A 24,512-nucleotide genomic window follows, 5' to 3' on the forward strand; every position below is an offset into this window, starting at 1 on the left:
CGGACCACCGCCCGCCTCTGACAGGCTGGGCGCATGCATCCTGACGCCTGGCTGGTCGTCATCGACCCGCAGCGGATCTTCGCCGACCCGGCGAGCCAGTGGGGCTCGCCGATGTTCCCCGACATCGTGGAGCCCGTACGCCGACTCGCCGCCGCGGCCGGTCGGCGCACCGTCGTCACGCGCTGGGTGCCCGCGACCGACCCGCAGGGCAGCTGGCGCTCGTACCTCCAGGCGTGGCCGTTCGCCGACGTGCCGGAGGGGCACCCGCTGCTCGAGCTGGTCGACGACATGGGTGACCTCGCCACCGAGGTCGTGTCCGTGCCGACCTTCGGCAAGTGGGGCCCCGAGCTCGAGGCCGTCACCGGTCCGGTCCCCCACCTCGTGCTCGCCGGCGTCTCCACCGACTGCTGCGTCGTGTCGACCGCCCTGGCCGCCGCCGACGCGGGCGCGACCATCACCGTCGTCACCGACGCCTGCGCGGGGTCGTCGCCCGCCAACCACCGCTCGGCGATGGAGGTGATGGCGCTCTACCCGCCGCAGATCACGCTCGCCACCACCGACGAGGTCCTCGCGGGCAGGTCGAGGTGAGCCGGGTCATCCACACCGGCCAGGCCCTGGTCGACGTCGTCGTCGAGGTGCCCGACCTCCCGGTCCGCGGGCAGAACGTGATGGCGTCCTCGGCCACCGACTACGCCGGCGGCTCCGTGACGGTGCTCGTGGCCGCGGCCCGCTTCGGCGCGGACTGCGTGCACGCCGGGGCGCACGGCACCGGCCCGCTCGGTGACCTGGTCCGGGCCGCCCTCGCCGCCGAGGGCATCGCGGCGTCGGCGCCGCCGGTCGCCGACCTCGACACCGGCATCTGCGTCGTGATGGTCGAGCCCAGCGCCGAGCGGACGTTCGTCACCACCCTCGGCGCCGAGCGCCGGATCTCGGTCGACTCGCTCGCCACCTCCGAGCCCCGGCCCGGCGACCTGGTGTGCGTCACCGGCTTCTCGCTCGCCCTGGCCAGCACCCGCGACCCGCTGCTGGCCTGGCTGCCCACGCTGCACCCCGACGTCGTCGTCGTGCTCGACCCGGGCGCCGCGTTCGCCGGCCTGCCGGAGGACGTACGAGCGGCGATGCTCGAGGTCACCGACGTCTGGTCGAGCAACTCCGAGGAGGCCGAGGACGTCCTGCGGGCCGTCGGCGAGGAGCCGCCGACGGACCTCGCGGACCTCACCACCGCCGTCGCTCCCCTCCTCCGCGGCGACGCCGTCGCGATCGTCCGCGACGGCCCGGCCGGCTGCGCCGTGCGCGTCGGCGGCACCACGACGTACGTCGCCGGCTTCCCGCAGACGCCGGTCGACACCAACGGCGCGGGCGACACCCACACCGGCGCCCTGCTGGCCGAGGTCGCCGCCGGTACGCCGTGGGTCGAGGGCTGCCGACGGGCCAACGCCGCGGCGGCGATCAAGGTGACGCGGCGCGGGCCGGAGTCCGCGCCCACCGCGGCGGAGGTCGACGACTTCCTCGCGCGCACCTGATCGACACGGCGGCCCACCGACCCGGCGACCGATCGCCCCGGCGGCCGACCGACCCCGGTCAGCGCACGAGGCAGGGACGCTTGGGGTCGAAGCTCCAGTCCGGCAAGAGGTACTGCATCGCGACGGCGTCGTCGCGCGCCCCCAGCCCGTGCTCGAGGTAGAGCTCGTGCGCCGCGGCCAGCCGGTCGCGGTCGAGCGTGACGCCGAGGCCGGGGGTCGTCGGGACCGCGACGGCACCGTCGCGGATCTCGAGCGGCTCGGTCGTCAGGCCCTGGCCGTCCTGCCAGATCCAGTGCGTGTCGAGCGCGGTGATCTGCCCCGGCGCGGCGGCACCGACCTGGGTGAACATCGCGAGCGAGACGTCGAAGTGGTTGTTGGAGTGCGAGCCCCAGGTGAGGCCGAAGTCGTGGCAGAGCTGCGCGACCCGCACGGACCCCGCCATCGTCCAGAAGTGCGGGTCGGCCAGCGGGATGTCGACGGCGTTCGTGCGCACCGCGTCGGCCATCTGCCGCCAGTCGGTGGCGACCATGTTGGTGGCCGTGCGCAGGCCGGTGCGGCGCTTGAACTGCGCCATCACCTCGCGTCCGGAGTAGCCGCCCTCGGCCCCGCACGGGTCCTCGGCGTAGGCCAGGACGTCGTCCGTGCCCTGCAGCAGCCGGACCGCGTCCTCGAGGAGCCACCCGCCGTTGGGGTCGAGCGTGATGCGGGCGTCGGGGAACCGCTCGTGCAGCGCCGTGACGGCCGCGACCTCCTGATCACCGGCCAGCACGCCGCCCTTGAGCTTGAAGTCGCTGAACCCGTAGCGGGCCTGCGCGGCCTCGGCGAGGCGTACGACGGCCGCGGGGGTCATCGCCTCCTCGCGCCGCACCTTCTCCCAGTCGTCGGGGCCGCCCGGCTCGTCGGTCGGACGCAGGTAGGGCAGGTCGGTGCGGTCGGGGTCGCCGACGTAGAAGAGGTAACCCAGCATCGGCACGCTGTCGCGCTGCTGGCCGTCGCCGAGCAGCTCGGCCACGGGGACGCCGAGCGCCTGGCCCGACAGGTCGAGCAGCGCCGACTCCAGCGCGGTCACGGCGTGGATCGTCGTGCGGAGGTCGAAGGTCTGCAGGCCGCGACCGCCGGCGTCGCGGTCCGCGAAGCGGGCGGCGACCTCGCGCAGCAGCGAGCGGAACCGCGCCACCGGCTGGCCGACGAGGAGGTCGGCGGCGTCCTCGATCGTCGTCCTGATCGCCTCGCCGCCCGGCACCTCGCCGAGCCCCGTGCGGCCCTCGGAGTCGGTGAGGATGGCGATGTTGCGGGTGAAGAACGGACCGTGCGCACCGCTGAGGTTGAGCAGCATCGAGTCGTGGCCGGCGACCGGCACCGCCTCGACGCTCGCGATGCTGGCGTTCACTCGAGGTCTCCGTCGATGCGGCGGCGCAGCCCCCACGGGTTGTCGTCGCGCACGGCCTCGGGCTGGAGCGCGGCCGGGACGTCCTGGTAGGCGACCGGGCGCTGGAAGCGCTCGATGGCGAGGCTGCCGACGCTCGTGGTGCGGCTGTCGGAGGTGGCGGGGTAGGGCCCGCCGTGGACCATCGCGTGCCCGACCTCCACACCGGTCGGCCAGCCGTTGAAGAGGATCCGGCCCGCCCTGAGCTCGAGCACGGGCAGCAGCGCGGCGGCTGCGTCGGCGTCGGCGGAGCTGGCCGGGTCGGCGTGGACGGTCGCGGTCAGCTGGCCCTCGAGCTGCTCGAGGCGCGGCAGCAGGTCGGCCACGTCGTCGTAGCGCACGACGACGCCGGAGGCACCGAACACCTCGTCGGTCACGCTGCTGTCGTCGAGCGCCAGCAGCTCGGCCGGCGCCTCGTAGATCACAGGCGCGGGCGCGTGGTCGCCGGCGGCGGAGCCCTCGCCGACGACGCGGATGCCCTCGGTGCCGCGGAGGCTGGCGGTGCCGCTGGCGTACGCCTCGGCGATGCCGGGCGTGAGCATGGGCTGGCCGGCGGCGTCCGTGACGGCCCGGCCGGCGGCCCGGAGGAAGGCGTCACCCTGCTCGCCGCTCGGCAGGAAGAGCAGGCCGGGGTTGGTGCAGAACTGGCCGGCGCCCAGCGTCAGGCTGCCGACGTAGGCCGTCGCGAGCGCGTCGACGTCGCCGTCGAGCGCCCCGGGCAGCACCACCACGGGGTTGATCGAGGACATCTCGGCGTAGACCGGGATCGGCACCTCCCGGCCGGCGGCGGCCCGGACGAGGGCGAGGCCGCCACCGCGGGACCCGGTGAACCCGACCGCGGTGATCCGCGGGTCGACGACGAGCTCCTGGCCCGTCTCGATGCCGCCGAGGACGAAGGAGAAGACCCCGGCCGGCAGCCCGGACGCCTGCACCGCGCGAGTGATGGCGCGGGCGACGAGCGTGCCGGTGACGGGGTGGGCCGGGTGGCCCTTGACGACGACCGGGCAGCCGGCCGCCAACGCCGAGGCGGTGTCGCCGCCGGCGGTGGAGAACGCGAGCGGGAAGTTGCTGGCGCCGAAGACGGCGACCGGCCCGAGCGGCACCATCCGCTGGCGGATGTCGGCCCGCGGCAGCGGCGCACGGTCCGGCAGCGCCGGGTCGATGCGGACGCCCAGGTGGTCACCGGACCGGACGACGCCGGCGAACATCCGCAGCTGTCCCGTCGTACGCCCCACCTCCCCGGTGATGCGGCCCTCGGGCAGTCCGCTCTCCCGCACGGCCTCGACGATGATCGCGTCCTTGTCGGCCTCGATCTCGGCGGCCACCGCCTCGAGGAAGGCGCCGCGCTCGGCGGGCGAGGTGGCGCGGTAGGCGGCGAACGCCTCGACGGCTGCCGCGGTGGCGGCGGGGACGTCGGGCTGCTCGGAGTCGGCGCCGGCGATGACGGAGGTCGCGGCGATCGTCTGGCTGTCGGACATGGGGTCCTCTCGGTAGCTGTGCTGCTCGTGCTGCTCGTGCTCGTGGTGCGGCGGGTCAGGCGTTCGAGCCTGCCACCTTGTCGACGAGCGTCTGGAGCTCGTCGCGCTCGGCCTCGAGCAGGTCCGACAGTGGCGGGCGCACCGGACCGGCCGGACGTCCCACGGCGGCCAGGCCGGCCTTGACGATGGACACCGCGTAGCCGGACTCGCGGTCGCGGATCTTGGTGTAGGGGATGACGAAGTCGTTGAGCATCGCGTAGACCGTCGCCTGGTCCTGGCGACGGACGGCGGAGTAGAAGTCGAGCGCGAACTGCGGCACGAAGTTGAAGATCGCAGAGCTGTAGGTGGTCACCCCGAGCTGCAGCAGCGGCAGCGCGAAGACCTCCGCGGTGGGCAGGCCGCCGACGTAGACGAGCCGGTCGCCGAGCTGGGCGTAGGTGCGGGTCATCTGCTCGATCGAGCCGACGCCGTCCTTGAAGCCGACGAGGTTGTCGTTGCGCTGGCACGCCTGCTCGAGGGCGTCGGTGCCGAGCACCGCGTTGGCGCGCGAGTAGTAGATGACGCCGAGGCCGGTCGCGGCGCACACGGCGCTGACGTGCTCGACCAGCCCGCGCTGGCCCGCCTCGGTGAGGTAGGGCGGCATGAGCAGGATGCCGTCCGCGCCGGCCTCCTCGGCCGCCCGGACCTGGGCCACGGCGTTGACCGTCGAGCCGGTGGCGGGTGCCAGCACGGGCACCTTGCCGCCGGCGCCGGCGATGGCGCTCCGGACGACCCGGTCGGTCTCCTCGGGGGTGAGCGAGAAGCCCTCGCCGGTGCCGCCGGCGGCGAACAGCCCGGCCACCGGGTAGCCGCTGAGCCACTCGAGGTGCTCGCGGTAGGCGGGCTCGTCGAACTGCAGGTCGGCGTCGAAGTGGGTCACCGGGAACGACAGCAGGCCGCTCCCCAGGGTCTCGACGAGCTCGGTGGGGCTGTACTTCGTCACGCTGCGTCCTTCAGTCCGAGGCCGGTGGTCCCGCCACTGATGTGGCGGTGCTCACCAACCTAGGAACGAGCGACGATGCCTGTCCAAGCCCGTTTCTGAATCCCGTGATGCGTCGACGGCATCATGCCTCGGGCCGCTCGATAGGTTGCGCCCCATGACCTCCGACGTCCTCCTCGTCGGCGCCGGCGACCTCGGTGCCGCCGTGGGCCTCCGGCTCGCCGACCTCGGCCACGACGTGCTCGCACTGCGCCGCGACGCCGCCAAGGTGCCGGCGCCGCTCGTCGGCCGGTCGGTCGACCTGACAGCCGGTGCGCCGGACCTGACCGACGTACGCCCCCGCTTCGTGGTCGTGGCGCTGACCGCGCGGCCGCGCACCGAGGAGTCCTACCGCGCGACGTACGTCGACGGGATGGCGCGGGCGCTCGACGCGCTGCCGGTCGCCCCCGAGCGGGCGGTGCTGGTGTCCTCGACCGCCGTCCACGGCAGCCGTGACCAGCCGCCGCTGGAGGACGAGACGGCGCCGACCACGCCGGCGGACGGACCCGGCCGGATGCTGGTGGCGGCCGAGGAGGCGTTCCACGAGCGGGTCCCGGGCGGGACGGTCCTGCGGCTCTCCGGCCTCTACGGCGGCAGCAGCACCCGGCTCGTCGACCGGGTGCGCGAGGGTCGCGTCGAGGACCCGCACCGCTGGACCAACCGCATCCACCGCGGCGACGCGGCGGCCGCGGTCGTCCACCTCCTGACGATGGTGGGGCAGCCGGACCGGCTCTACCTCGGCACCGACGACGAGCCGGCGCAGCTGGGCGACGTCGCGGCCTTCCTCGCACAGCGGCTCGGCGCGCCCACTCCCCCGCGCGCCGACCCGGCCCGCGGTCACGGCAAGCGGCTGTCCAACGCCCGGCTCCGGGCGACGGGCTGGGCGCCGGCACTGCCGACCTACCGCGAGGGGTACGCCGCGGTCGGGGACTAGCCGGCGGGCGAGGACGGCCCAGCCAGCCCGGACAGGCCGGACAGCCCGGACAGGCCGGACAGCTCCGCGAGCCTCGCCAGGCCCGGCCCGGTGCTGGCCGCGATCCGCTCCCGGACGTGGTCGAGAGCGGCCGTCGCCGGGTGGTCCGGCGGGACCCGGGCCGGGTTGAGCGCGACCCGACTGGCCCACGCGGCGATGTCCGGCTCCGCGGAGAATGACGTCGAGGCGCGCGTGCCGAGGACGTTCATCGCCGCCCACTGGGCGAGCGTGTTGCCGTAGTGCGACGGCGGGCAGAGCCGGTTCTTCTCGTCGTCGTCGGTGCGCGTCGCCTCGACGTAGCCGGTCACGGCCGCGCCGAAGCACGGGAACCCCGCACGGACCGGCTGCAGCGTGATGTCCTCGGGTCGCCACACCGGCACCAGCGGCGGGTTCTTCAGCCCGTCCGCCGCGCAGTGCACGACGACCGCGTCGTCGGCGACCCGCACGGTCGAGCCGTCGGTGAAGGTGAGGCGACCGCGGTCCACCGCGCGCAGGTGCCCGCGTCGTACGACGTCCTCGATGCTGCGCAGCAGCTCGAGCTCCCACGTGCCCAGCGTCGGCGCCTTGGCCATGGTCGGCGTGGCCGAGCGGTCGATCCGCATCATCACGCCGGCCTCCTCGAGCCGGAGGAACACCTCGTCCAGGCTCGACGAGGCCGCCGCCGCCTCGAGGATCGCCGCCGGCACGCCGAGGAAGATCTCCGGGTCGGGCTGGATGAGGGCCCGGTCGAGCATCCACGGGTCGCGCGGTCGCACCCAGCAGATCGCGTCGGGGTCGACGCCGTGCTGCAGCAGCCAGACGCAGGTGTCGGTGGCAGTCTTGCCGGAGCCCACGACGACGTACTGGCTCGGCGCGGCCTCGAGGCGTACGACGTCGTTGGCCGGCACCACGTGCGCGCCCGCGGACACGGCGAAGGGCGGCGGCACCTCGGCGGGGATGCCGGGCGCCAGGTGGTGGGCGTTGACGACGCGGCACCGCTCCGGCACCACGAACCGCTGCCCGGACACCCGCGAGACGACGGTCCGGTCACCGACGTGGTCCGCGCCCGTGAGCAGCTCCACCCGTCCGGTCTGCCGCAGCCGCTCGACCACCCGGTCGTAGTAGGCCACGATCTCGGGCTGCGAGGCGCGCTCCTGCAGGCCCGCCTCGGGGCCCTGCTGCTGCAGCCGACCGCCGCCGAGGACCGTCGAGGCCACGCCGTAGAAGGCCGAGGCCTGGTGCAGCCGGACGAAGGGGTAGGCCTCGAGCCAGTGGCCGCCGGCACCGTGGCGCCGGTCGACGACCGCGACGCGGACGTCGGCGTGGTCGACCAGCGCGTCGGTGAAGGCCATGCCCATGGCACCGGCCCCCACGACGAGGTAGTCGACGTCGAGCAGGGTCTCCATGGGGTCACCGTCGCACCGGCGGGGCGCCGGGTCCAAGCCCGCCGCGCCCAGCCGGCGCACGACGCGTCACATGGTGACGGGCTGTCCCCCGGTCACCGCGATGACCTCGCCGGTGATGTAGCTGGACTCGGGCGAGGCGAGGTAGACGAACGCCGTCGCCACCTCGGCGGGCTGCCCGGCCCGGCCCATCGGGGTCTGCTGGCCGAACGTCTCGACCTTCTCCGGCGGCATGGTCGCCGGGATGAGCGGCGTCCAGATCGGGCCCGGCGCCACCGCGTTGACGCGGATCCCCTGCTCGGCGACGAACTGCGCGAGCCCGCGGGTGAAGTTCACGATCCCGGCCTTCGTGGTGGCGTAGTCGAGCAGCTCCGGCGACGGCGAGCTCGACTGCACCGAGGAGGTGTTGATGATGCTGGCCCCGGCCTTCATGTGCGGCAGCGCCATCTTGCACAGCCAGAACATGGCGTAGATGTTGGTGCGCATCACCCGGTCGAGCTGCTCGGTCGTGATGTCGGCGATGCCGCCGGGCTGCGCCATCTGGTAGGCCGCGTTGTTGACTAGGACGTCGATGCGGCCGAACTCCTCGATCGCGCGGTCCACGAGCGCCCGGCAGGCCTCCTCCTCCACGAGGTCGGTCGGGACCAGCACGACCCGACGCCCGGCGTCCTCGACGAGGCGCGCGGTCTCCTCGGCGTCCTCGTCCTCGCCGTCGAGGTAGGCGATGACCACGTCGGCGCCCTCGCGGGCGAAGGCCAGGGCGACGGCGCGGCCGATGCCGGAGTCCCCTCCGGTGATGACCGCGACCTGGTCGAGCAGGCGGTCGTGGCCGCGGTAGGTCTCCTCGCCGTGGTCGGGCTTCTCGTCCATCTCACTCGTGACCGAGGCCTCGTCACCCGGCTCCGGCAGCTGCTCGCCCTCGGTGTCCGGCTGCTCGTGCACCTGGGTCGGGTCCTGTCGGGTCTGCTCGGACTGTCCCTCGTCGCTCATGGCAGGTCCTTCCTCGTGGTTCGTCGCATCGTCGGGCCGGTCTGGAGACGCCTCCGTACCCGGCATACGACGGTCGATGCGAGGGCACCGGAGGGCATGGCACCGAAGGACGCAGCCGTGGCCGCGACCGACCGCTGGACCGACCCCGACGGCTTCCGCGCGCCCGCCGGCCTGGTCCACGCCTGGCTGCGCGGCACCAACCAGACGCTCTGCGGGGTGCCGCTCAGCAAGGCCCGGCTGCACCGGTTCCCGCACGTGCAGTGGGTGGACGCCCAGCCCGCCACCGGCCGCGACGCCGACGAGGTGCGCGAGGCGTGCCGCCGCTGCGCGGCCGGGATGGGCGAGAAGCGCGACAGCAGGCCGTGGACCCGGACCAACCCGCGCCCCTGAGGCACGACCCACGACGCGTCCCGCACCACCGACCGGCCACACTTCCCCCGTGGACGTGACCATCACCCGCGCCGACTTCGCCGACCCCCGGCTCGCCGCCTTCCTCCAGGCCCACCTCGACGACATGGAGCCCACGGCACCGCCGGAGAGCCGGCACGCGCTCGACCTGCACGCGCTGCAGGCGGAGCACGTACGCCTCTGGGTGGCCGCCGTCCCCGACGTCGAGGGCGTCGCCGGCACGGCGGCACTGGCGGGGCTCGACGAGCGGCACGAGGAGCTCAAGAGCATGCGTACGGACCCCCGCCTCCGCGGCCGCGGGATCGCCTCGGCGCTGCTCGCCCACGTCCTGGACGACGCTCGGTCGCGCGGGGTCGAGCGGGTCTCGCTCGAGACGGGCAGCATGGCGTTCTTCGAGGCGGCGCGGACCTTCTACGCGCGGGCGGGCTTCGAGCCCTGCCCGCCGTTCGGGCCCTACGTCGAGGACCCGATGAGCACCTTCATGACGCTCGCGCTCACTGCGCGCTGACGCTCGCGCTCAGTCCGCGCTGACGACGTCCTCGACGAGGACGCCGGTGTACGCCGGCAGCGTGACCGTGGCCGTCGTCCCGCGGCCTCGCTCGGAGTCGAGCCCGACGGTGCCGCCGTGCCGGTTGACGATCCGGGCCACGATCGCCAGGCCGAGCCCGGTGCCGGGCCGGGTCAGGGCGGCCGGGTTGGTGGAGCGGAAGAACTCGCGGAAGAGCTGCTCCTGGTCGGAGGCGGAGATCCCGATGCCGGTGTCGGTGACGGTGGTGACGACGTCCGCGCCGTCGCTCGCGATGCGGACGACGACCCGGCCGCCGGGGTCGGTGTACTTGATGGCGTTGCTCATCAGGTTGGTCAGCAGCCGGTGCAGCTCGTCGGGCTGGCCGGCCACCATGGCCGGCGCCTCGGGCAGGTCGGCCTCGACCGTGACCGACCCCGCGTCGGCGCCGGCGCGGCACTCGTCGATCACGTCGTGCACCACCCGGCGCAGGTCGACCGCCACCGGGTCGAACTCGCGCCGCGGGTCGGAGACCTGGGCCATGGTGAGCATGTCCTCGATGACGGCGCGCATCCGCACCGCACCGCGGGTGGCGGCCTCCACCGACCGCCGGGCGTCGGGGTCCAGGCTCGCCATGTCGAGCAGCTCGAGGTTGGCGCTCATCGAGAAGAGGGGGTTGCGCAGCTCGTGGCCGAGGGTGTTGACCACCTCGACGCGATAGCTGTCGAGGCGGCGCAGCCGGTCGATGACCGCGCGCTCGAGCTCCAGCTGCCGGGCGTTGGCGACGGCGAGCCCGAGGTCGCGGCCGATGTCGAGCGCGGCGTCGCGCTCGAGGTCCGTCCACGGCCGGGCGTCCGGGGCCCGGGTGAGCACGAGGAAGCCGAGGCACGCGGGACCGACGCCGAGGGGGACGAAGAGGACCGAGCCGAGGCCGATCCGGTCGAGGAACTGCACGAGCCGCTCGGCGTCCTCGGGCGGCAGTCCCGGCTGGTCGCGGTTGGCGGACGAGAACGGCGCGACGTACTGGTCGGCCCAGTAGCGGTGCGCCAGCCCCACCACGACGTCGTCGATCTCGGAGAAGGGCGGCGCGATGTCGCTGTCGCGGGAGTAGAACGTCGTCGAGGTGCCGCTGCCGTGCTCGTCGAAGGCGGTCAGCCACATGCCGATGGCGTCGAAGCACGACACCAGCGTCGCGCGGCAGGCCTCGAGGACGAGGTCGAGCGTCGGCTCGGTCAGCGCCTGCCGGACGATCGCGCGGGCCTCTGTGGCCATGCGCACCCGCTCGTGCAGGTCCTCGCGCTCGAGGGCGAGCAGGATCAGGGTGCGGGCGACGCCGGCGTAGCGGGTGAGGACCTCGAGCTTCTCCGGCCCCGGCAGGCGGCCGTCGCCCGGGCTGTCCACGCCCAGCACGCCGCGCAGCTCGCCCTGGTCGTCGTGGAGGGGGGCGAAGAGCCAGTCCAGCGGGTGCCACGCGTCCTCACCCTCGAGCGGTGTGATGTCGGGGATGTGGCTGTAGTCGAGCACCTCGTCGCCGACGCGGTCGTGCGGCACGAAGCGCCAGGCGCCCCAGTCGTCGGAGCGGGCGAGCTCGCGCTCGATGGCCCAGGTCGGCGTCGTGGAGCCGATGAAGCCGTCGGCGACGCTGGCCGCGGCGACCACCTGGAAGACCCCGTCGCGGCGCAGCAGGACCGCCGACTGCTCGAAGCCGGCCAGCGTCGCCACGCCCTCGACGAGCACCTGCAGGTGCTGCCGGGTCTGGTCGTCGGCCCACGGGGCGAGCGCCGCGGGACCGTCCGCGCTGGGCTCGCCGGTGCGGCCGGCGTCTGGTTCGTCGTGCATCGCACCCCTCTCCGGGGTCGATTCCACCACGTCGGCGGTCACCGCAGGGGCGGTTCGGCGCAGGACGCGCAAGGAAGCCTTGACACCGCGCCGCGCGCGCCTACGGTTCGACGCGCGCCGTCACGACGTCCAGCACCCGTCGTACGACGGGGGTGATCGCCTCCCGCGACCAGATCGCGTGCAGCTCGACCGGCCGGTCGGGGTCGGCGTCCACGCGGGTGTCGCCGCCGTGGTGGGCCAGCTCCTTGAAGACCACCCCGTCGACGTGCAGCGACGCCGCCGAGGCGGGGGCCAGGGTCACCCCCCGCTCCGCGGAGACGAGGAGCATCGCGGTCAGCACCTGGTGCACCCGCTGGTCGACGCGGGGGTGGGCATTGGCGAAGAACCGCACCGACAGCTCGTGGAAGTAGCGCGACTGGTCGGGGTTGTAGCCGATCACCGCCTCGCCGTCGAAGTCGCCGGCGGCCAGCGGCCGCGCGACCGAGGCGAGCGGGTGCGAGGCCGGCACGACCGCCATCAACGGCTCGCGCAGCACCACCCGCGAGCGCAGCAGCGAGGTGTCGAAGGGCGGCCGGGCCAGCCCGACGTCGAGCTCGCCGCGACGGATGCCGTCGACCTGGGCGTTGGTCACGCGCTCCGACAGCACCACCTCGACGTCCGGCAGCTCGGCGGTGAGGCGGCGCAGCAGCGGCCCGAGGATCGAGATCGCGGAGACGGCGGTGAAGCCGAGGCGTACGACGCCCGCGGCCCCGGCGTCGACGCGCCGGGCCAGGTCGCCGGCGCCCTCGACGAGGTTGAGCAGCCGGTAGGCCTCGTCGAGGAAGGCGACGCCCGCGCCCGTCAGCTCGACGCGACGGTTGTCGCGCTCGAGCAACCGCGCACCCACCGACTTCTCGAGCTTCTGGATCTGGCGCGACAGCGGCGGCTGCGTCATCCGGAGGCGCTCGGCGGCCCGCCCGAAGTGCAGCTCCTCGGCCACCGCGACGAAGGAGCGGACCTGGTCGAGGGTGATCACGAGCCGAGGCTACGATGCACGAGTTGGATCAGTCCATGCCGAATCGGGCTTGGACCGGCATCGTCGTGCAAACCTAGTGTCGGTGGTCACACCCCTGACAAGGAGCACCACCATGCGCAAGCAGACCCTCAGCCTGGCGGCCGTCGCCACCGGCACGGCCCTCGCCCTCTCGGCCTGCGGCGGCGTCTCCACCACCACCGGTGGCGACGACGGCGGCGAGTACCCCTCGGGCTCCGTCGAGATGTACGTCGGCGCCGACCCGGGCGGCTCATCCGACCTGATCTCGCGCCAGATCGCCACCGGGCTCTCCGACGAGCTCGGCGAGACGTTCTCGGTGCTCAACCGCTCCGGCTCCAACGGCGCGCTCGCCGCTGCCGAGGTGCAGCAGGCCGAGCCCGACGGCAACATCATCTCCGTGCAGAACGCCTCGCTCTTCGCCATCACGCCCCTCGCGGTGGCCGAGGACGAGGTCACCAGCATCGACGACTTCGACGTCGTCGGGGGCGTCTCGCGCGACGACTACGTGCTCGTCACCAACTCTGAGAACCCCTGGAAGACGATCGACGATCTCAAGGGCGCCGGCAAGAAGGTCACCTACGGCACCACCGGCGTCGGCACGGGGGCCCAGCTCGCCTGCGCGCTGACCTACGAGAGCGGCGACATCGACTCCGAGGCCGTGCCGTTCGACGGCGGCGCCCCCGCCCTCACCGCACTGCTCGGCAACCAGGTCGACACCGCCTGCCTGCAGACCGGCGAGGCGATCGAGAACATCGAGAACGGCAAGCTCACCGCCCTGTCGGTCTTCGCCCCCGAGCGCATCGAGTTCCTCCCCGACGTGCCCACCGCCACCGAGCAGGGCCTCGACGTCGAGGTCTACCAGTACCGCTTCATGACGACCCCGAAGGGCACGCCCCAGGACGTCAAGGACACCATCTGGGAGGCGATGCAGACGACGTTCGAGTCCGAGGACTACCAGGCCTTCAACGAGCAGAACAGCCTCACGCCGATGGAGGTCCCCGGCGACGAGGTGGCCGAGGCCCTCGAGACCGACAAGCAGCGCTACGCCGACCTGGTCGAGGAGTACGACATCGACCTGGGCGACGCCAGCTGACCACGCCCCCGGGCGGCCACGGCCGCCCGGCTCGCACCCGCACCACCACGACACCAGCGCAGAAGGACCGACGATGAGCGACGAGCGCACGACACCCCGGGCCGGCGAGGGCGACATCCTCGCCGAGCTCGAGGCCGAGGTCGCCCACGAGCTCGAGGAGCACCGACCACCCGCGGGAGGACCGGCCTACCAGGTCGTCGCCGCGCTGGTCACCCTCGCCATCGGCCTCGTCGGCGCGGTGCTCGCCCAGGGCTACGGGCTCGGGTCGCTGGAACGACCCGGCCCGGGCCTGTGGCCGATGGTGGTGTCGGTGGTCATCGTCGTGCTGTCGCTCACGCTGCTGCTCGTCGGCCGCGGGCTGAGGGACAGCGAGCGGTTCAGCCGCGCGAGCGTGCTGCCGCTGGTGGGGGTCGCGACGTTCATCGCGCTCGCCTTCCTCATCCCCACCCTCGGCTTCGAGATCCCGGCCTTCCTGCTGTGCGTGGTGTGGCTGCGGTTCCTGGGCGGGGAGTCGTGGCGCTCCACGCTCGCCGTCTCCCTCGGCACCGTCGCCGCCTTCTACGCCCTGTTCCTCTACGGCCTGCGGATCCCGCTGCCGCACCTGTTCTGAGAGGCGGACCGACATGGACGCGTTCCTCGACGGCTTCGCCGTCGTCACCCAGCCCGGCAACCTGCTCTACTGCCTGATCGGCGTGCTGATCGGCATGCTCATCGGCGTGCTCCCCGGCCTCGGCCCGGCCGCCACGATGGCGATCCTGCTGCCGATCGTCGTCACGGTCGACCCGGTCGCCGCGGTGATCATGCTCGCCGGGATCTACTACGGCGCCCAGTACGGCGGGACGATCACCTCGGTGCTCCTCCGGCTGCCGGGCGAGGCGTCGTCGGTGGTCACGGTCTTCGACGGGTTCGCCCTCGCCAAGCAGGGCAAGGCGGGCACCGCGCTCGGCATCGCCGCGATCGGCTCGTTCGTCGGCGCCACCGTCTCCATCGTGGCCCTGAGCCTGGCCGCGCCCGTCGTGGCCGGCTGGGCGCTTGACTTCGGCCCCGCCGAGTACGCCGCCCTCGCGCTGCTCGGCGTGCTGCTGATCGCCACCATCGGCAGCGGCCACCCGGTCAAGGCGCTGATCGCCGCCTCGATCGGCCTGCTCCTCGCCACGGTCGGGCGCGACAGCTTCAACAACTCGCAGCGCTTCACCTTCGACAGCCTGCAGCTCGCCGACGGCCTCGACTTCGTCGTCGTCGCGATGGGCCTCTTCGGCGTCGGCGAGATCCTCTACAACCTCGAGGAGCGGCACGGGAAGGTCCACGTGCCGGCGGCGGTCGCCAACATCTGGCCGTCGCGCAAGGAGCTCCGCGTGGCGGCGCCCGCCATCGGCCGTGGCTCGGTCATCGGGTTCTTCCTCGGCGTGCTGCCCGGCGGTGGCGCCGTGATGGCCTCGCTCGCGGCGTACGCCACCGAGAAGCGCGTCTCGAAGACGCCCGAGCGGTTCGGCCGCGGCGCCATCGAGGGCGTCGCCGCGCCGGAGACCGCCAACAACGCCGCCGCGACGTCGTCCTTCATCCCGCTGCTGACGCTCGGCATCCCGGCCAACGCCTCGATGGGCATGCTGTTCGCCGCCCTGCTCGTCCTCGGCATCACGCCCGGACCGCAGCTGCTCGAGGAGCGCCCCGACCTGTTCTGGGGCGTGGTGAACTCGATGTACATCGGCAACCTGCTGCTGCTCCTGCTGAGCCTGCCGCTGGTGGGCGTCTTCGTGCGGATCCTGCGGGTGCGACCCGCGATCCTGGCGCCGATCACCGCCCTCATCACGGTCCTGGGCGTCTACACGATCAACAACTCGGTCTTCGACATCTTCGTGATGATCGCGTTCGGCATCCTCGGCTACCTGATGAAGAAGGTCGGCTTCGAGCCCGGCCCGATGGTGCTGGCGTTCGTGCTCGGCGCACTGCTGGAGAACAACGTCCGCCGCGCGCTGCTCATCTTCGAGGGCGACCCGACCGGCTTCGTCACCCGCCCGATCTCCGGCACGATCCTCGCGCTGTTCCTGGTCGCCGCCGTGTTCCCCGTCGTCCAGGCCGTGCGCCACCGGCGTGCCGCCACCGTCCCGGACGAGACCACCCACCGAGAGGACGCCCTGCGATGACCATCGTGATCGGCTACGTTCCCAGCGCCGTCGGGGAGGCGGCCCTCGAGGCCGGCCTGGCCGAGGCGGCGGCCCACGGCGAGGACGTCGTCATCCTCAACAGCCCGCGCCGGCGCAGCACCGTCGACGTCGAGCTCATCGACGAGACGGCCGCGGACGAGCTCGTCGCGCGTGCCGAGCAGGCCGGCGTGACGGCGCGCGTCGACCACGCCGACCACGGCGACGACCTGGTCGAGACGTTCCGCGCCCTGGTCGCCGCCACGTCCGCCCGGCTCGTGGTCATCGGCCTGCGCCGCCGCTCCCCGGTCGGCAAGCTCGTCACCGGCAGCGACGCGCAGCGCCTCCTGCTCGACCTCGACGTGCCGATCCTGGCCGTCAAGCCCGCGAGCTGAGCGCGCCGGTGAGCCGCAGCCGCATCTCCCGGGTCGTCGTCACCCCCGTCGCGTTCGGCGACCCGCCCCTGCTCAACGTCGTCGGCGTGCACCAGCCCTACGCGCTGCGCGCGATCGTCGAGCTGCACACCGACTCCGGCCTGCTCGGCCTCGGCGAGACCTACGCCGACGAGGCGCACCTCGCCCGGCTGGACGCCGTCGCGACCGCGCTGCCCGGCCATGACCCGTACGACCTGCACGGCCTGCGCCGGCTGGTCACCGACGTGCTCGGCCGCGAGGTGGGCGGCGGCGGTGCGTCGTTCGGCGGGATGCTCGACGTCGACTCCGCCGTCGACACGGTCTACTCCCCCTTCGAGGTCGCGAGCCTCGACCTGCAGGGCCGCGAGGCCGGCGTGCCGGTGAGCGACCTGCTCGGCGGCGCCGTGCGCGAGCGGGTGCCGTTCAGCGGCTACCTCTTCTACAAGTGGGCCGGGCACCCCGGTCACGCCGACGACGCGTGGGGCGAGGCGCTGACGCCCGAGCAGGTCGTCGCCCAGGCCCACCGGATGGTCGACGGCTGGGGCTTCGGCTCGCTCAAGCTCAAGGGCGGCGTGTTCCCCCCGGAGGAGGAGTGCGCCGCGATCGAGGCGCTGCGCGACGCCTTCCCGGAGATGCCGCTGCGGCTCGACCCCAACGGCGCGTGGACCGTCGAGACGTCGCTGGAGGTGGCCTCGCGCCTCGCCGGTGTCGTGGAGTACCTCGAGGACCCGACGCCGGGCATCGAGGGGATGGCCGCGGTCGCCGCCGGCACCGACGTGCCGCTGGCCACCAACATGTGCGTCATCGCGATGGAGCACCTGCCGCCCGCGATCGCGCAGGACGCGGTCCAGGTGGTCCTGTCCGACCACCACCTGTGGGGCGGGCTGCGCAAGTCCGCGCTGCTCGGCGGGATCACCGACGTCTGGGGCCTCGGGCTGTCGATGCACAGCAACTCCCACCTCGGCGTCTCGCTCGCCGCCATGGTCCACCTCGCGTCGGCGACGCCGAACCTCACCTACGCCTGCGACACCCACTACCCGTGGAAGACCCAAGACGTGGTGGCGGACGGGGTGCTGTCGTTCTCGGGCGGGTCGGTCGCGGTGCCGACGGGGCCCGGACTCGGCGTGGAGCTCGACCGCGACGCCCTCGGCGAGCTGCACGAGCTCTACCTCTCCTGCGGCGTCCGCCGGCGCGAGGACACCGTCTACATGCGCTCGATCGAGCCGGGCTTCACCCCGAACACCTCGCGCTGGTAGTCCGGCCCCACTACACGTGACCGGGCACTTCGTGCCCGTCCTGGCCGCCGACGGGCGGTTCGTGCCCGTCCTGCACGCCGACCGGGCACTTCGCGCCCGTCCTGGCACGGATACGTTATTCGTTCTTGCCTTATATAAGGCCGACATGAAACAGTGGGCGCATGTTCGATGTAGCCAAGCACCTGGGCGCCACCACCCGCGCCGTCGAGGACAGCACCCACGAGGGCACGCCCGTCAAGGTCGTGGTCGCCTCCCGCACCTACCCCACGGACGTCGACGACCTCTGGCAGGCCGTGACCGACCCCGAACGGATCCCCCGCTGGTTCGCCCCCGTCTCGGGCGACCTGCGGCTCGGCGGCCGCTTCCAGGTCGAGGGCAACGCCGGCGGCGAAGTGATCGCCTGCGACCAGCCGCGGCACCTCGCCATCACCTGGGAGTTCGGCGGTGACACGACGTGGGTCGACGTCCACCTCGAGGAGAGCCCGGACGGCGCCACGCTGACGCTGCGCCACGCGGCCGACGTGTCCGGCAACGAGCACTGGTCGACGTACGGCCCGGGCGCGGTCGGTGTCGGCTGGGAGCTCGGCCTGATGGGTCTCGCCGAGCACCTCGCCACCGGCAGCTCGATCCCGCACGAGGAGGTCGAGGGCTGGGGCGCGTCCCCCGACGGCCAGGCCTTCATGAGCGGCGCGGCGACGCAGTGGGGCGAGGCCGACGCCGCCGTCTCCGACGACCCGGACGCCTCCCGCGCGGCGGCCGCGCGCACCGCGGCGTTCTACACCGGCGCCGAGGCGCCGGCCTGAACCGTGCACGCCTTCGACGTCCTCGGCGATCCCGTACGCCGCCGCATCCTCGAGCTGCTCGCGGCCGGCGAGGCGAGCGCCGGGGACGTGGCCGCGCAGGTGCGCGATGAGTTCGGCATCAGCCAGCCGGCGGTGAGCCAGCACCTCAAGGTGCTGCGTGAGCACGGGTTCGCGAGCGTACGAGCCGAGGGCGCCCGCCGGCTCTACTCGGTCGACCCCACGGGGATGCAGGAGGTCGACGCCTGGGTCGAGCAGTTCCGGGTCTTCTGGGACACCAGGCTCGACGCTCTCGGGACCGAGATCGCCCGCGGCAAGAAGTCCCGCCGCCGCTGACGGGCACGAAGTGCCCGGTCGGCGTGCAGGACGGGCACGAAGTGCCCGCTCAGGTGACGCGGCGGCGGGTGTTGCCCAGGTGCAGCCGCATCGCGGCGCGGGCGGTCTCCACGTCGCCGGCCAGCACCGCGGCGGCGACGTTGTCGTGCTCGCGCTGGACGCGCTCGACGTGGGAGGCGTCGGTCATGGAGTACGCCTCCCGCAGGCGCGTGCGGGGCAGCATGATCATCATCGGCCCGAGCGAGCCGAGCAGGTCGACGTAGAACCGGTTGTGGGTCGCCCCCGCGACGGCGAGGTGGAAGGCGAAGTCGGCCTCCACCGCCCCCTCGTGGCCCGCCCGCACGAAGCCGTCCATGGCCGCCGAGATGGCCTCGGCGTCCGCCGCGGTGTGGTGGCGCGCAGCCAGGCCCGCGGCCTCGCTCTCCACCCCGATGCGGAAGTCGAGCATCGCCATCACGTCGGCGTGCGTGCGGATCGCGGACGACTCGACGCTGAACGTCGACGGCTCGGGCACGGCGAGCACGAACGACCCCCGACCCTGCTGGGTCTCGACGAGGCCCTCCGCCCGGAGCCGGGTCACCGCCTCGCGCACGACGGTGCGCGAGACGGCGTACTCCTCGATGAGCTCGGCCTCCGACGGCAGCTTCGCGCCGGGGGCCAGGTCGCCGGCCAGGATCTTGTCCTTGAGCCCGGCGACCACGCGCTGCGCGAGGGTCGTGTTCACGCGCCGAAGGTAGCGGTGTCCACGGTGAGGGAGCGCATCTCGTCGGTCAGCGTGAAGCCGAGGCCCGGCCGGTCCGGCACGAAGATGCGGCCGTCGCGGATCTCGATGCGCTCCTCGAACAGCGGGTCCAGCCACTCGAAGTGCTCGACCCACGGCTCGGTCGGGTACGTCGCCGCGAGGTGCAGGTGGATCTCCATCGCGTAGTGCGGGGCGAGGTCGAGGCGGTGGTGCGCGGCGAGGGTGGCGAAGCGGAGGAACGGCGTGATGCCGCCGATGCGCGGGGCGTCGGGCTGCACGATGCCGCGGTAGCCGGCGTCGACCAGGCCCATGTGCTCGTCGACCGACGTCAGCATCTCGCCGGTGGCGATGGGGGTGTCGAAGGTCCGCGACAGGTCGGCGTGGCCGACGTGGTCCCACGCGTCGAGCGGCTCCTCGATCCACACCAGGTCGAACCGCTCGAGCTCGCGGCACATCCGGCGGGCACGGGCGCGGTCCCACTGCTGGTTGGCGTCGACCATGAACGGTCCGTCGCCGAGGTGCTCACGCAGGGCAGTGACGCGGCGCAGGTCCTCGCGCCAGTCGGGCTGGCCCACCTTGACCTTGATGCCCCCGATGCCCGACTCGAGCGAGGCCGTCGCCCTCTCCTTGATCTCCTCGACCGAGGCCTGGAGGAATCCGCCGGAGGTGTTGTAGACCCGGCAGGAGTCGCGGTGCGCCCCGAGGAGCTTGGCCAGCGGCAGGCCGGCGCGCCGGGCCTTGAGGTCGTAGAGAGCGACGTCGAGGGCGGCGACCGCCTGGGTGGCGACACCCGAGCGACCGACCGAGGCGCCGGCCCACATCAGCGACTCGTAGATCTTGGCGATGTCGCTCGGGTCCTGGCCGATCGCGACGTCCAGGACCTCCTTGAGGTGGGCGTACTGCGCCTTGCCGCCGGCGCGCTTGGAGTAGCTGAACCCCATGCCCTCGAGCCCCTGCTCGGTGGTGAGCTCGACGAAGAGCATGACCGTCTCGGTGAGCGGCTTCTGCCGGCCGGTGAGCACCTTGGCGTCGCTGACGGGGTTGGGCAGCGGCAGCACGACGTGCGACAGCGTGATGCTGCGGATGCGGTCGCCGGTGCTCGCCGGGGCGGTCGGGGCGGCGGTGGGGGCGGCGGCGGCGGGCGGGGTGGCGGTCTGCGACATGGGGCTTCCTCGGGTCGTCACGAACTTGTATGATGAGTGTGCAACTCGTCCTACAACTTCGTCAACCCGTCCCAGGAGGTCGCTGTGTCACTCGGGGACCGGCGTGACGAGCTCGCCCCGGCCGAGGAAGGCGTCGACGTTGTCGAGCACGAGCCGGCCCATCGCCTCGCGGGTCTGGACCGTCGCGCTGCCGACGTGGGGCAGCAGCACCACGTCGTCGCGGCCCAGCAGCGCCTCCGGCACGTGCGGCTCGTCGGCGAAGACGTCGAGGCCGGCGCCGGCGATCCGGCCCGCCTCGAGCGCGGCGACCAGCGCGTCCTCGTCCACCACCGACCCGCGGGCGACGTTGACCAGGTAGCCGTCCGGGCCGAGCGCGTCGAGGACCGCGGCGTCCACCAGCCCCTCGGTGCCGGCACCGCCGGGCGTCAGCACGACCAGCACGTCGCTCGCCGCCGCCAGCTCGACCGGGCTCGAGTGGTGGGTCCACGCCACGTCCTTGGGGCTGCGCGAGTGGTAGTGGACCTCGGCGCCGAAGGCCTCCAGCCGCTCGGCCGCGGCGGTGCCGATGCGCCCGAGGCCGAGCACCCCGACCACGGCGCCCCGCACGTCCCGGGTGAGCGGCAGCCGCTCCCCGCGGGCCCACGCCCCGCTGCGCACGAAGCGGTCCGCGGCCGTGAGGCCGCGCAGCACGTCGACGACCAGGAACGCCGCGAGGTCGGCCACCGCGTCGGTCAGCACGTCCGGCGTGTTGGACACCGCGATCCCGCGACGACGCGCCTCGTCGACGTCGACGTTGTCGTAGCCCACGCCGAAGTTGGCGACCGCCCGGAGGTCGGGCAGGGCGTCCATCTCGGCGGCGCCGACCGGGGCACCGCCGCCGGCGACGGCGACCACGACGCCCGCGGGGTCGCCGAGGTCGGCGAGCTCCGGGGCGGCGTACCGCTCGTCGAGCCACTTGCGCAGGAAGGGCATCAGCCCCCCGAGCTGGACGACACGGACCTGGTGCTCGCTGTGGGACGTCACCCCGCCATCCTTGTCGGACGGGGGTCGGCCCGTCCAAGACGACCTCGCTATCGCGCGATGCCCGGTGAGACGACGTGGACGACCGACCCGCAGGAGACGGACACCCGATGGACCTGCTGATCGGCTTCACCACGATCCTCGTCGTGATCGCCGCCGGCGCCGGCCTCGCCCACGCCGGGGTGCTCGACCGCCGCTCGCAGCGCACCCTCGGCGAGATCGCCTTCTTCGTGGCCTCGCCGGCGCTGATGGTCGTCACCATCAGCCAGGTCCACCTCGAGGCGGCGGCCGCCAACCTCGTCGCCTCGTCGGTGTCGCTGGCCGCGTGCTTCGCGGCGTACGTCGTCCTCGCGCGGCTGCGCTGGGGGCTGTCGACCGGACCGCTGCTGATCGGCGCGCTCACCTCGTCCTACGTCAACGCCGGCAACCTCGGCATCGCGATGGCGGCCTACGTCGTCGGCGACATCACCGTCGTCGTGCCGACGCTGCTGGTGCAGATGATGGTCGTCCAGCCGGTCGCCCTGATCGTGCTCGACCGCATCACCGGCCGCGGCGAGGGCGTCGGCGCAGCGCTGCGCCGGCTGGTCACCAACCCGCTGACCATCTCCGCCGTCGTCGGCGTGGTCCTGGCCCTCACCGGCTGGTCGCTCCCGCAGGCCGTCGAGGACCCGCTGGAGCTGATGGCCGGCGCCGCCATCCCGCTCATGCTGATGTCGTACGGCGCCGCGCTGAGGCTGAGCCCGCCGCTCGGCCGCGCCGGCCACAACGGCGAGGTGCTGCTGGCGAGCGCGCTCAAGCTCGCCGTCATGCCCGTCGTCGCGTGGGCAGTCGGCGTCGCGCTCGGCCTCGACGGGCGGGTGCTGCTCGGTGTCGTCATCACCGCCGCCCTGCCCACCGCGCAGAACATCTTCCTGCACGCCACCCGCTACCGCGTGGGTGAGGATGTGGCGCGGGAGACCATCCTGGTCACCACCCTGGCCTCGCTCCCGGTGGCGCTGCTCGTCGCCGTCGTGCTCGGCTGAGCCGGCGCCCCACCACGACGACACCCGCCGCCCGACCCACGAGGAGAACCCGTGACCGACCTGCTCGACCGCCTCCGCGACGTCGTCGGCGACGACCACGTCCTCACTGCGGCCGACGACGTGGCGGCGTACGTCGTGGACTGGACGGGCGTGCACGCCGGCGCCGCCCTCGCCGTGGTGCGGCCCGGTTCGACCGACGAGGTGGCGGCCGTGGTGGCCGCCTGCCACGAGGCGGGTGCGCCGGTCGTGCCGCAGGGCGGCAACACCGGGCTCGTCGCGGGCGGCGTGCCCGACGCATCGGGCAGCCAGGTGGTCCTCTCGCTGGGCCGGATGCGCACGGTGCGCGACGTCGACCCGGTCGCCGGCACCATCACCGTCGACGCCGGCGTCGTCCTCGCCGACGTGCAGGCCGCCGCCGAGCGGGCCGGCCGCCTCTTCCCCATGTCGCTGGGCTCCGAGGGCAGCTGCACCATCGGCGGCAACCTCGCCACCAACGCCGGCGGCACCGCGGTGCTGCGCTACGGCATGACGCGCGAGCTGGTGCTCGGGCTCGAGGTCGTGCTGCCCGACGGCCAGGTGTGGGACGGCCTGCGCGGGCTGCGCAAGGACAACACCGGCTACGACCTCACCCAGCTGTTCGTCGGGTCCGAGGGCACCCTCGGCGTCATCACCGGCGCTGTGCTGCGGCTCTTCCCGGCCACGCCGCGCCACGCGACCGCCTGGGTCGCGGTCCCCGGCGTGACCGCCGCGGTGGCGCTGCTCGGCCTCGCGCAGGAGCGCGCCGGGGCGCACCTCTCCACCTTCGAGATCGCCAACCGCCAGGCCCTCGAGCTGGTGCTCGCCCACCTGCCGGGCGCCTCGGACCCGCTGACCGAGCCGAGCGACTGGTACGTCCTCGTCGAGCTCGCCGGGACGGCGACCGACGACGGGCTCGACGACTCCCTCGAGGCGATCCTCGGCGACGCGGTCGAGGCGGACCTCGCCACGGACGCGGCCGTGGCGAGCAGCCCCGTCCGGCGCTCGGCGCTCTGGGCGCTGCGCGAGGGCATCTCCGAGGCGCAGAAGGTGGAGGGCGCCACCCTCAAGCAGGACGTCACCCTGCCGATCGCGCGGCTCGCGGAGTGGGTCGCCGAGATCGGCCCGCGGGTGGCGGGCGTGCTCCCCGGCGTCCGGCCGGTGACCTACGGCCACGTCGGCGACGGCAACCTGCACTACAACCTGAGCGCCCCCGCCTCCTCCCCCGCATCCACCAAGGGCCGGGACGGCGACGCGGACCTCCGAGCCGCCGCGGCGGACCTGTCCACGGCGATCTACGACTCCGTGGCGGTCGCCAACGGCTCCATCAGCGCCGAGCACGGCCTCGGGCGGACGAAGGCGGCGGCCGCGGCGTCGTACAAGTCCGAGGTCGAGGTCGACCTGATGCGGGCGGTCAAGCGGGCGCTGGACCCCGACGGCCTGATGAACCCGGGCGCCCTGCTGCCGCCGCCCTAGGCTGGTGGGCATGAAGGCGCAGACCGTCGGACGTGTCCTGCTCGGCTCGGCGATGGTCGGCGCGGGGGTGCTCCACCTGACCACCCAGCGCGAGGAGTTCCGCGCGCAGGTGCCGGGCTGGTTCCCGGTCGACGAAGACCTCACCGTCCTCGCGTCGGGAGTCGTGGAGATCGCGCTCGGCAGCGCCTTCGTCGCCCTGCCGCGACACCGCCGCACCGTGGGCGCGCTGCTGGCGGCGTTCTTCGTCGCGATATTCCCCGGCAACGTCGCGCAGTACGTCGAGGGAACCGACGCGTTCGGCCTCGACACCGACCGCGCTCGGCTCGTGCGGCTGTTCTTCCAGCCGTTGCTCGTGCTGTGGGCCTTGTGGGCGGGCGGACTGCTCGAGAGGTTTGCGCGGCGCCGCTGAGGGCAGGTAGGGGTCGAGAGAAGGGGGACCTCACCCATGCCCAGGACCCAC

Annotated in this window: 25 protein-coding genes; 15 read left to right on the top strand and 10 right to left on the bottom strand. The window is 73.5% G+C overall.

Translation table 11 applies throughout. From position 1 onward, the window contains the following. Positions 1–33 precede the first annotated feature (33 nt). Together HN031_RS05110 and HN031_RS05115 are read left to right on the top strand one after the other, a co-directional pair. Entirely contained in the window at positions 34–588 is a 555-nt protein-coding gene (locus tag HN031_RS05110; RefSeq protein ID WP_172267196.1) for a cysteine hydrolase family protein, read from the top strand. Beyond that, entirely contained in the window at positions 585–1,523 is a 939-nt protein-coding gene (locus HN031_RS05115) for a PfkB family carbohydrate kinase (RefSeq protein ID WP_172267199.1), read from the top strand. Before HN031_RS05110 ends, HN031_RS05115 begins: the two co-directional genes overlap by 4 nt. A 58-nt stretch (positions 1,524–1,581) precedes the next feature. On the opposite strand, the gene HN031_RS05120 is transcribed toward HN031_RS05115, so the two are convergent. The 3 genes from HN031_RS05120 to kdgD are packed head-to-tail and all read right to left on the bottom strand — an operon-like array spanning position 1,582 to position 5,409. Further along, positions 1,582–2,913 carry an enolase C-terminal domain-like protein gene (locus tag HN031_RS05120; protein WP_367650652.1) on the bottom strand — a complete coding sequence of 444 codons (1,332 nt, stop codon included), beginning with the start codon at positions 2,911–2,913 and terminating at the stop codon, positions 1,582–1,584. Next, positions 2,910–4,427 carry an aldehyde dehydrogenase (NADP(+)) gene (locus HN031_RS05125; RefSeq protein WP_172267202.1) on the bottom strand — a complete coding sequence of 506 codons (1,518 nt, stop codon included), beginning with the start codon at positions 4,425–4,427 and terminating at the stop codon, positions 2,910–2,912. Before HN031_RS05125 ends, HN031_RS05120 begins: the two co-directional genes overlap by 4 nt. Before the next feature lie 55 nt (positions 4,428–4,482). After that, entirely contained in the window at positions 4,483–5,409 is a 927-nt protein-coding gene (gene kdgD, locus HN031_RS05130; protein WP_172267205.1) for a 5-dehydro-4-deoxyglucarate dehydratase, read from the bottom strand. Between the two features lie 154 nt (positions 5,410–5,563). Between kdgD and HN031_RS05135 the strand changes: the two genes are divergently transcribed. After that, positions 5,564–6,379, top strand: a complete 816-nt coding sequence (locus HN031_RS05135; protein WP_172267208.1) for an NAD-dependent epimerase/dehydratase family protein — start codon at positions 5,564–5,566, stop codon at positions 6,377–6,379. On the opposite strand, the gene HN031_RS05140 is transcribed toward HN031_RS05135, so the two are convergent. Together HN031_RS05140 and HN031_RS05145 are read right to left on the bottom strand one after the other, a co-directional pair. Further along, positions 6,376–7,803, bottom strand: a complete 1,428-nt coding sequence (locus tag HN031_RS05140) for an NAD(P)-binding protein (RefSeq protein ID WP_172267211.1) — start codon at positions 7,801–7,803, stop codon at positions 6,376–6,378. The genes HN031_RS05135 and HN031_RS05140 overlap by 4 nt on opposite strands. 66 nt (positions 7,804–7,869) lie before the next feature. After that, entirely contained in the window at positions 7,870–8,790 is a 921-nt protein-coding gene (locus HN031_RS05145; RefSeq protein ID WP_172267214.1) for a glucose 1-dehydrogenase, read from the bottom strand. Between the two features lie 117 nt (positions 8,791–8,907). On the opposite strand from HN031_RS05145, the gene HN031_RS05150 reads away from it, so the two are divergent. Further along, complete coding sequence (locus tag HN031_RS05150; RefSeq protein WP_367650653.1) at positions 8,908–9,180, top strand: hypothetical protein; 273 nt, start codon at positions 8,908–8,910, stop codon at positions 9,178–9,180. Positions 9,181–9,229: 49 nt separating this feature from the next. Continuing rightward, the gene (locus tag HN031_RS05155; protein WP_172267220.1) at positions 9,230–9,706 is read left to right on the top strand and encodes a GNAT family N-acetyltransferase; all 477 of its coding nucleotides are present in this window, start codon (positions 9,230–9,232) and stop codon (positions 9,704–9,706) included. 9 nt (positions 9,707–9,715) lie between these two features. Here HN031_RS05155 and HN031_RS05160 read toward each other — a convergent pair whose 3' ends face one another. Beyond that, positions 9,716–11,542: a cell wall metabolism sensor histidine kinase WalK gene (locus HN031_RS05160; RefSeq protein ID WP_172267223.1), complete on the bottom strand. Its 1,827-nt coding sequence runs from the start codon at positions 11,540–11,542 to the stop codon at positions 9,716–9,718. Positions 11,543–11,642: 100 nt separating this feature from the next. Further along, entirely contained in the window at positions 11,643–12,557 is a 915-nt protein-coding gene (locus HN031_RS05165) for a LysR family transcriptional regulator (RefSeq protein WP_172267226.1), read from the bottom strand. A 112-nt stretch (positions 12,558–12,669) separates the two neighbouring features. Here HN031_RS05165 and HN031_RS05170 point away from each other — a divergent pair, with 112 nt between their 5' ends. The 7 genes from HN031_RS05170 (at position 12,670) to HN031_RS05200 (ending at position 18,614) form a co-directional block, all read left to right on the top strand. Beyond that, on the top strand, positions 12,670–13,668 hold the full coding sequence (locus tag HN031_RS05170) for a tripartite tricarboxylate transporter substrate binding protein (RefSeq protein ID WP_172267229.1): 999 nt from the start codon (positions 12,670–12,672) through the stop codon (positions 13,666–13,668). 73 nt (positions 13,669–13,741) lie between these two features. Beyond that, positions 13,742–14,278, top strand: coding sequence for a tripartite tricarboxylate transporter TctB family protein (locus HN031_RS05175; protein ID WP_172267232.1), 537 nt, complete (start codon positions 13,742–13,744; stop codon positions 14,276–14,278). A gap of 13 nt (positions 14,279–14,291) precedes the next feature. Then, on the top strand, positions 14,292–15,812 hold the full coding sequence (locus HN031_RS05180; protein WP_172267235.1) for a tripartite tricarboxylate transporter permease: 1,521 nt from the start codon (positions 14,292–14,294) through the stop codon (positions 15,810–15,812). Then, complete coding sequence (locus HN031_RS05185; protein ID WP_172267238.1) at positions 15,809–16,204, top strand: universal stress protein; 396 nt, start codon at positions 15,809–15,811, stop codon at positions 16,202–16,204. The genes HN031_RS05180 and HN031_RS05185 overlap by 4 nt, the downstream gene beginning before the upstream one ends. 8 nt (positions 16,205–16,212) lie before the next feature. Continuing rightward, complete coding sequence (locus tag HN031_RS05190; RefSeq protein ID WP_172267241.1) at positions 16,213–17,478, top strand: glucarate dehydratase; 1,266 nt, start codon at positions 16,213–16,215, stop codon at positions 17,476–17,478. A 161-nt stretch (positions 17,479–17,639) separates the two neighbouring features. After that, a complete protein-coding gene (locus HN031_RS05195) occupies positions 17,640–18,281 on the top strand; it encodes an SRPBCC family protein (protein ID WP_172267244.1) in 642 nt (213 codons plus the stop codon). Positions 18,282–18,284: 3 nt separating this feature from the next. Further along, on the top strand, positions 18,285–18,614 hold the full coding sequence (locus HN031_RS05200) for a metalloregulator ArsR/SmtB family transcription factor (protein ID WP_172267247.1): 330 nt from the start codon (positions 18,285–18,287) through the stop codon (positions 18,612–18,614). A gap of 49 nt (positions 18,615–18,663) precedes the next feature. On the opposite strand, the gene HN031_RS22200 is transcribed toward HN031_RS05200, so the two are convergent. From HN031_RS22200 to HN031_RS05215, 3 genes are all read right to left on the bottom strand, one after another. Next, a complete protein-coding gene (locus HN031_RS22200) occupies positions 18,664–19,338 on the bottom strand; it encodes a FadR/GntR family transcriptional regulator (protein ID WP_172267250.1) in 675 nt (224 codons plus the stop codon). Continuing rightward, positions 19,335–20,519 (bottom strand): mandelate racemase/muconate lactonizing enzyme family protein, encoded by a 1,185-nt coding sequence (locus HN031_RS05210; RefSeq protein ID WP_172267253.1) that lies wholly within the window; start codon positions 20,517–20,519, stop codon positions 19,335–19,337. Before HN031_RS05210 ends, HN031_RS22200 begins: the two co-directional genes overlap by 4 nt. A gap of 87 nt (positions 20,520–20,606) precedes the next feature. Next, positions 20,607–21,542, bottom strand: a complete 936-nt coding sequence (locus tag HN031_RS05215) for a 2-hydroxyacid dehydrogenase (RefSeq protein ID WP_367650654.1) — start codon at positions 21,540–21,542, stop codon at positions 20,607–20,609. A gap of 107 nt (positions 21,543–21,649) precedes the next feature. On the opposite strand from HN031_RS05215, the gene HN031_RS05220 reads away from it, so the two are divergent. The 3 genes from HN031_RS05220 to HN031_RS05230 are packed head-to-tail and all read left to right on the top strand — an operon-like array spanning position 21,650 to position 24,461. Next, positions 21,650–22,561 carry an AEC family transporter gene (locus tag HN031_RS05220; RefSeq protein WP_172267256.1) on the top strand — a complete coding sequence of 304 codons (912 nt, stop codon included), beginning with the start codon at positions 21,650–21,652 and terminating at the stop codon, positions 22,559–22,561. Positions 22,562–22,612: 51 nt separating this feature from the next. Further along, a complete protein-coding gene (locus HN031_RS05225) occupies positions 22,613–24,052 on the top strand; it encodes an FAD-binding oxidoreductase (protein ID WP_172267259.1) in 1,440 nt (479 codons plus the stop codon). Positions 24,053–24,062: 10 nt separating this feature from the next. Next, on the top strand, positions 24,063–24,461 hold the full coding sequence (locus HN031_RS05230; protein ID WP_172267262.1) for a hypothetical protein: 399 nt from the start codon (positions 24,063–24,065) through the stop codon (positions 24,459–24,461). Positions 24,462–24,512: the final 51 nt, after the last annotated feature.

The sequence above is a fragment of the Nocardioides sp. zg-1308 genome, from assembly GCF_013155375.1.
GTDB classification, from domain to species: domain Bacteria; phylum Actinomycetota; class Actinomycetes; order Propionibacteriales; family Nocardioidaceae; genus Nocardioides; species Nocardioides renjunii.

Excerpts from the sequence above, each read along its gene's own strand:
- HN031_RS05140 (WP_172267211.1), bottom strand. The coding sequence starts at position 7,803 with ATGGAGACCCTGCTCGACGTCGACTACCTCGTCGTGGGGGCCGGTGCC.
- HN031_RS05110 (WP_172267196.1), top strand. The coding sequence starts at position 34 with ATGCATCCTGACGCCTGGCTGGTCGTCATCGACCCGCAGCGGATCTTC.
- HN031_RS05210 (WP_172267253.1), bottom strand. The coding sequence starts at position 20,519 with ATGTCGCAGACCGCCACCCCGCCCGCCGCCGCCGCCCCCACCGCCGCC.
- HN031_RS05185 (WP_172267238.1), top strand. The coding sequence starts at position 15,809 with ATGACCATCGTGATCGGCTACGTTCCCAGCGCCGTCGGGGAGGCGGCC.
- HN031_RS05125 (WP_172267202.1), bottom strand. The coding sequence starts at position 4,427 with ATGTCCGACAGCCAGACGATCGCCGCGACCTCCGTCATCGCCGGCGCC.
- HN031_RS05175 (WP_172267232.1), top strand. The coding sequence starts at position 13,742 with ATGAGCGACGAGCGCACGACACCCCGGGCCGGCGAGGGCGACATCCTC.
- HN031_RS05230 (WP_172267262.1), top strand. The coding sequence starts at position 24,063 with ATGAAGGCGCAGACCGTCGGACGTGTCCTGCTCGGCTCGGCGATGGTC.
- HN031_RS05180 (WP_172267235.1), top strand. The coding sequence starts at position 14,292 with ATGGACGCGTTCCTCGACGGCTTCGCCGTCGTCACCCAGCCCGGCAAC.
- HN031_RS05145 (WP_172267214.1), bottom strand. The coding sequence starts at position 8,790 with ATGAGCGACGAGGGACAGTCCGAGCAGACCCGACAGGACCCGACCCAG.
- HN031_RS05160 (WP_172267223.1), bottom strand. The coding sequence starts at position 11,542 with ATGCACGACGAACCAGACGCCGGCCGCACCGGCGAGCCCAGCGCGGAC.
- HN031_RS05195 (WP_172267244.1), top strand. The coding sequence starts at position 17,640 with ATGTTCGATGTAGCCAAGCACCTGGGCGCCACCACCCGCGCCGTCGAG.
- HN031_RS05170 (WP_172267229.1), top strand. The coding sequence starts at position 12,670 with ATGCGCAAGCAGACCCTCAGCCTGGCGGCCGTCGCCACCGGCACGGCC.
- HN031_RS05220 (WP_172267256.1), top strand. The coding sequence starts at position 21,650 with ATGGACCTGCTGATCGGCTTCACCACGATCCTCGTCGTGATCGCCGCC.
- HN031_RS05135 (WP_172267208.1), top strand. The coding sequence starts at position 5,564 with ATGACCTCCGACGTCCTCCTCGTCGGCGCCGGCGACCTCGGTGCCGCC.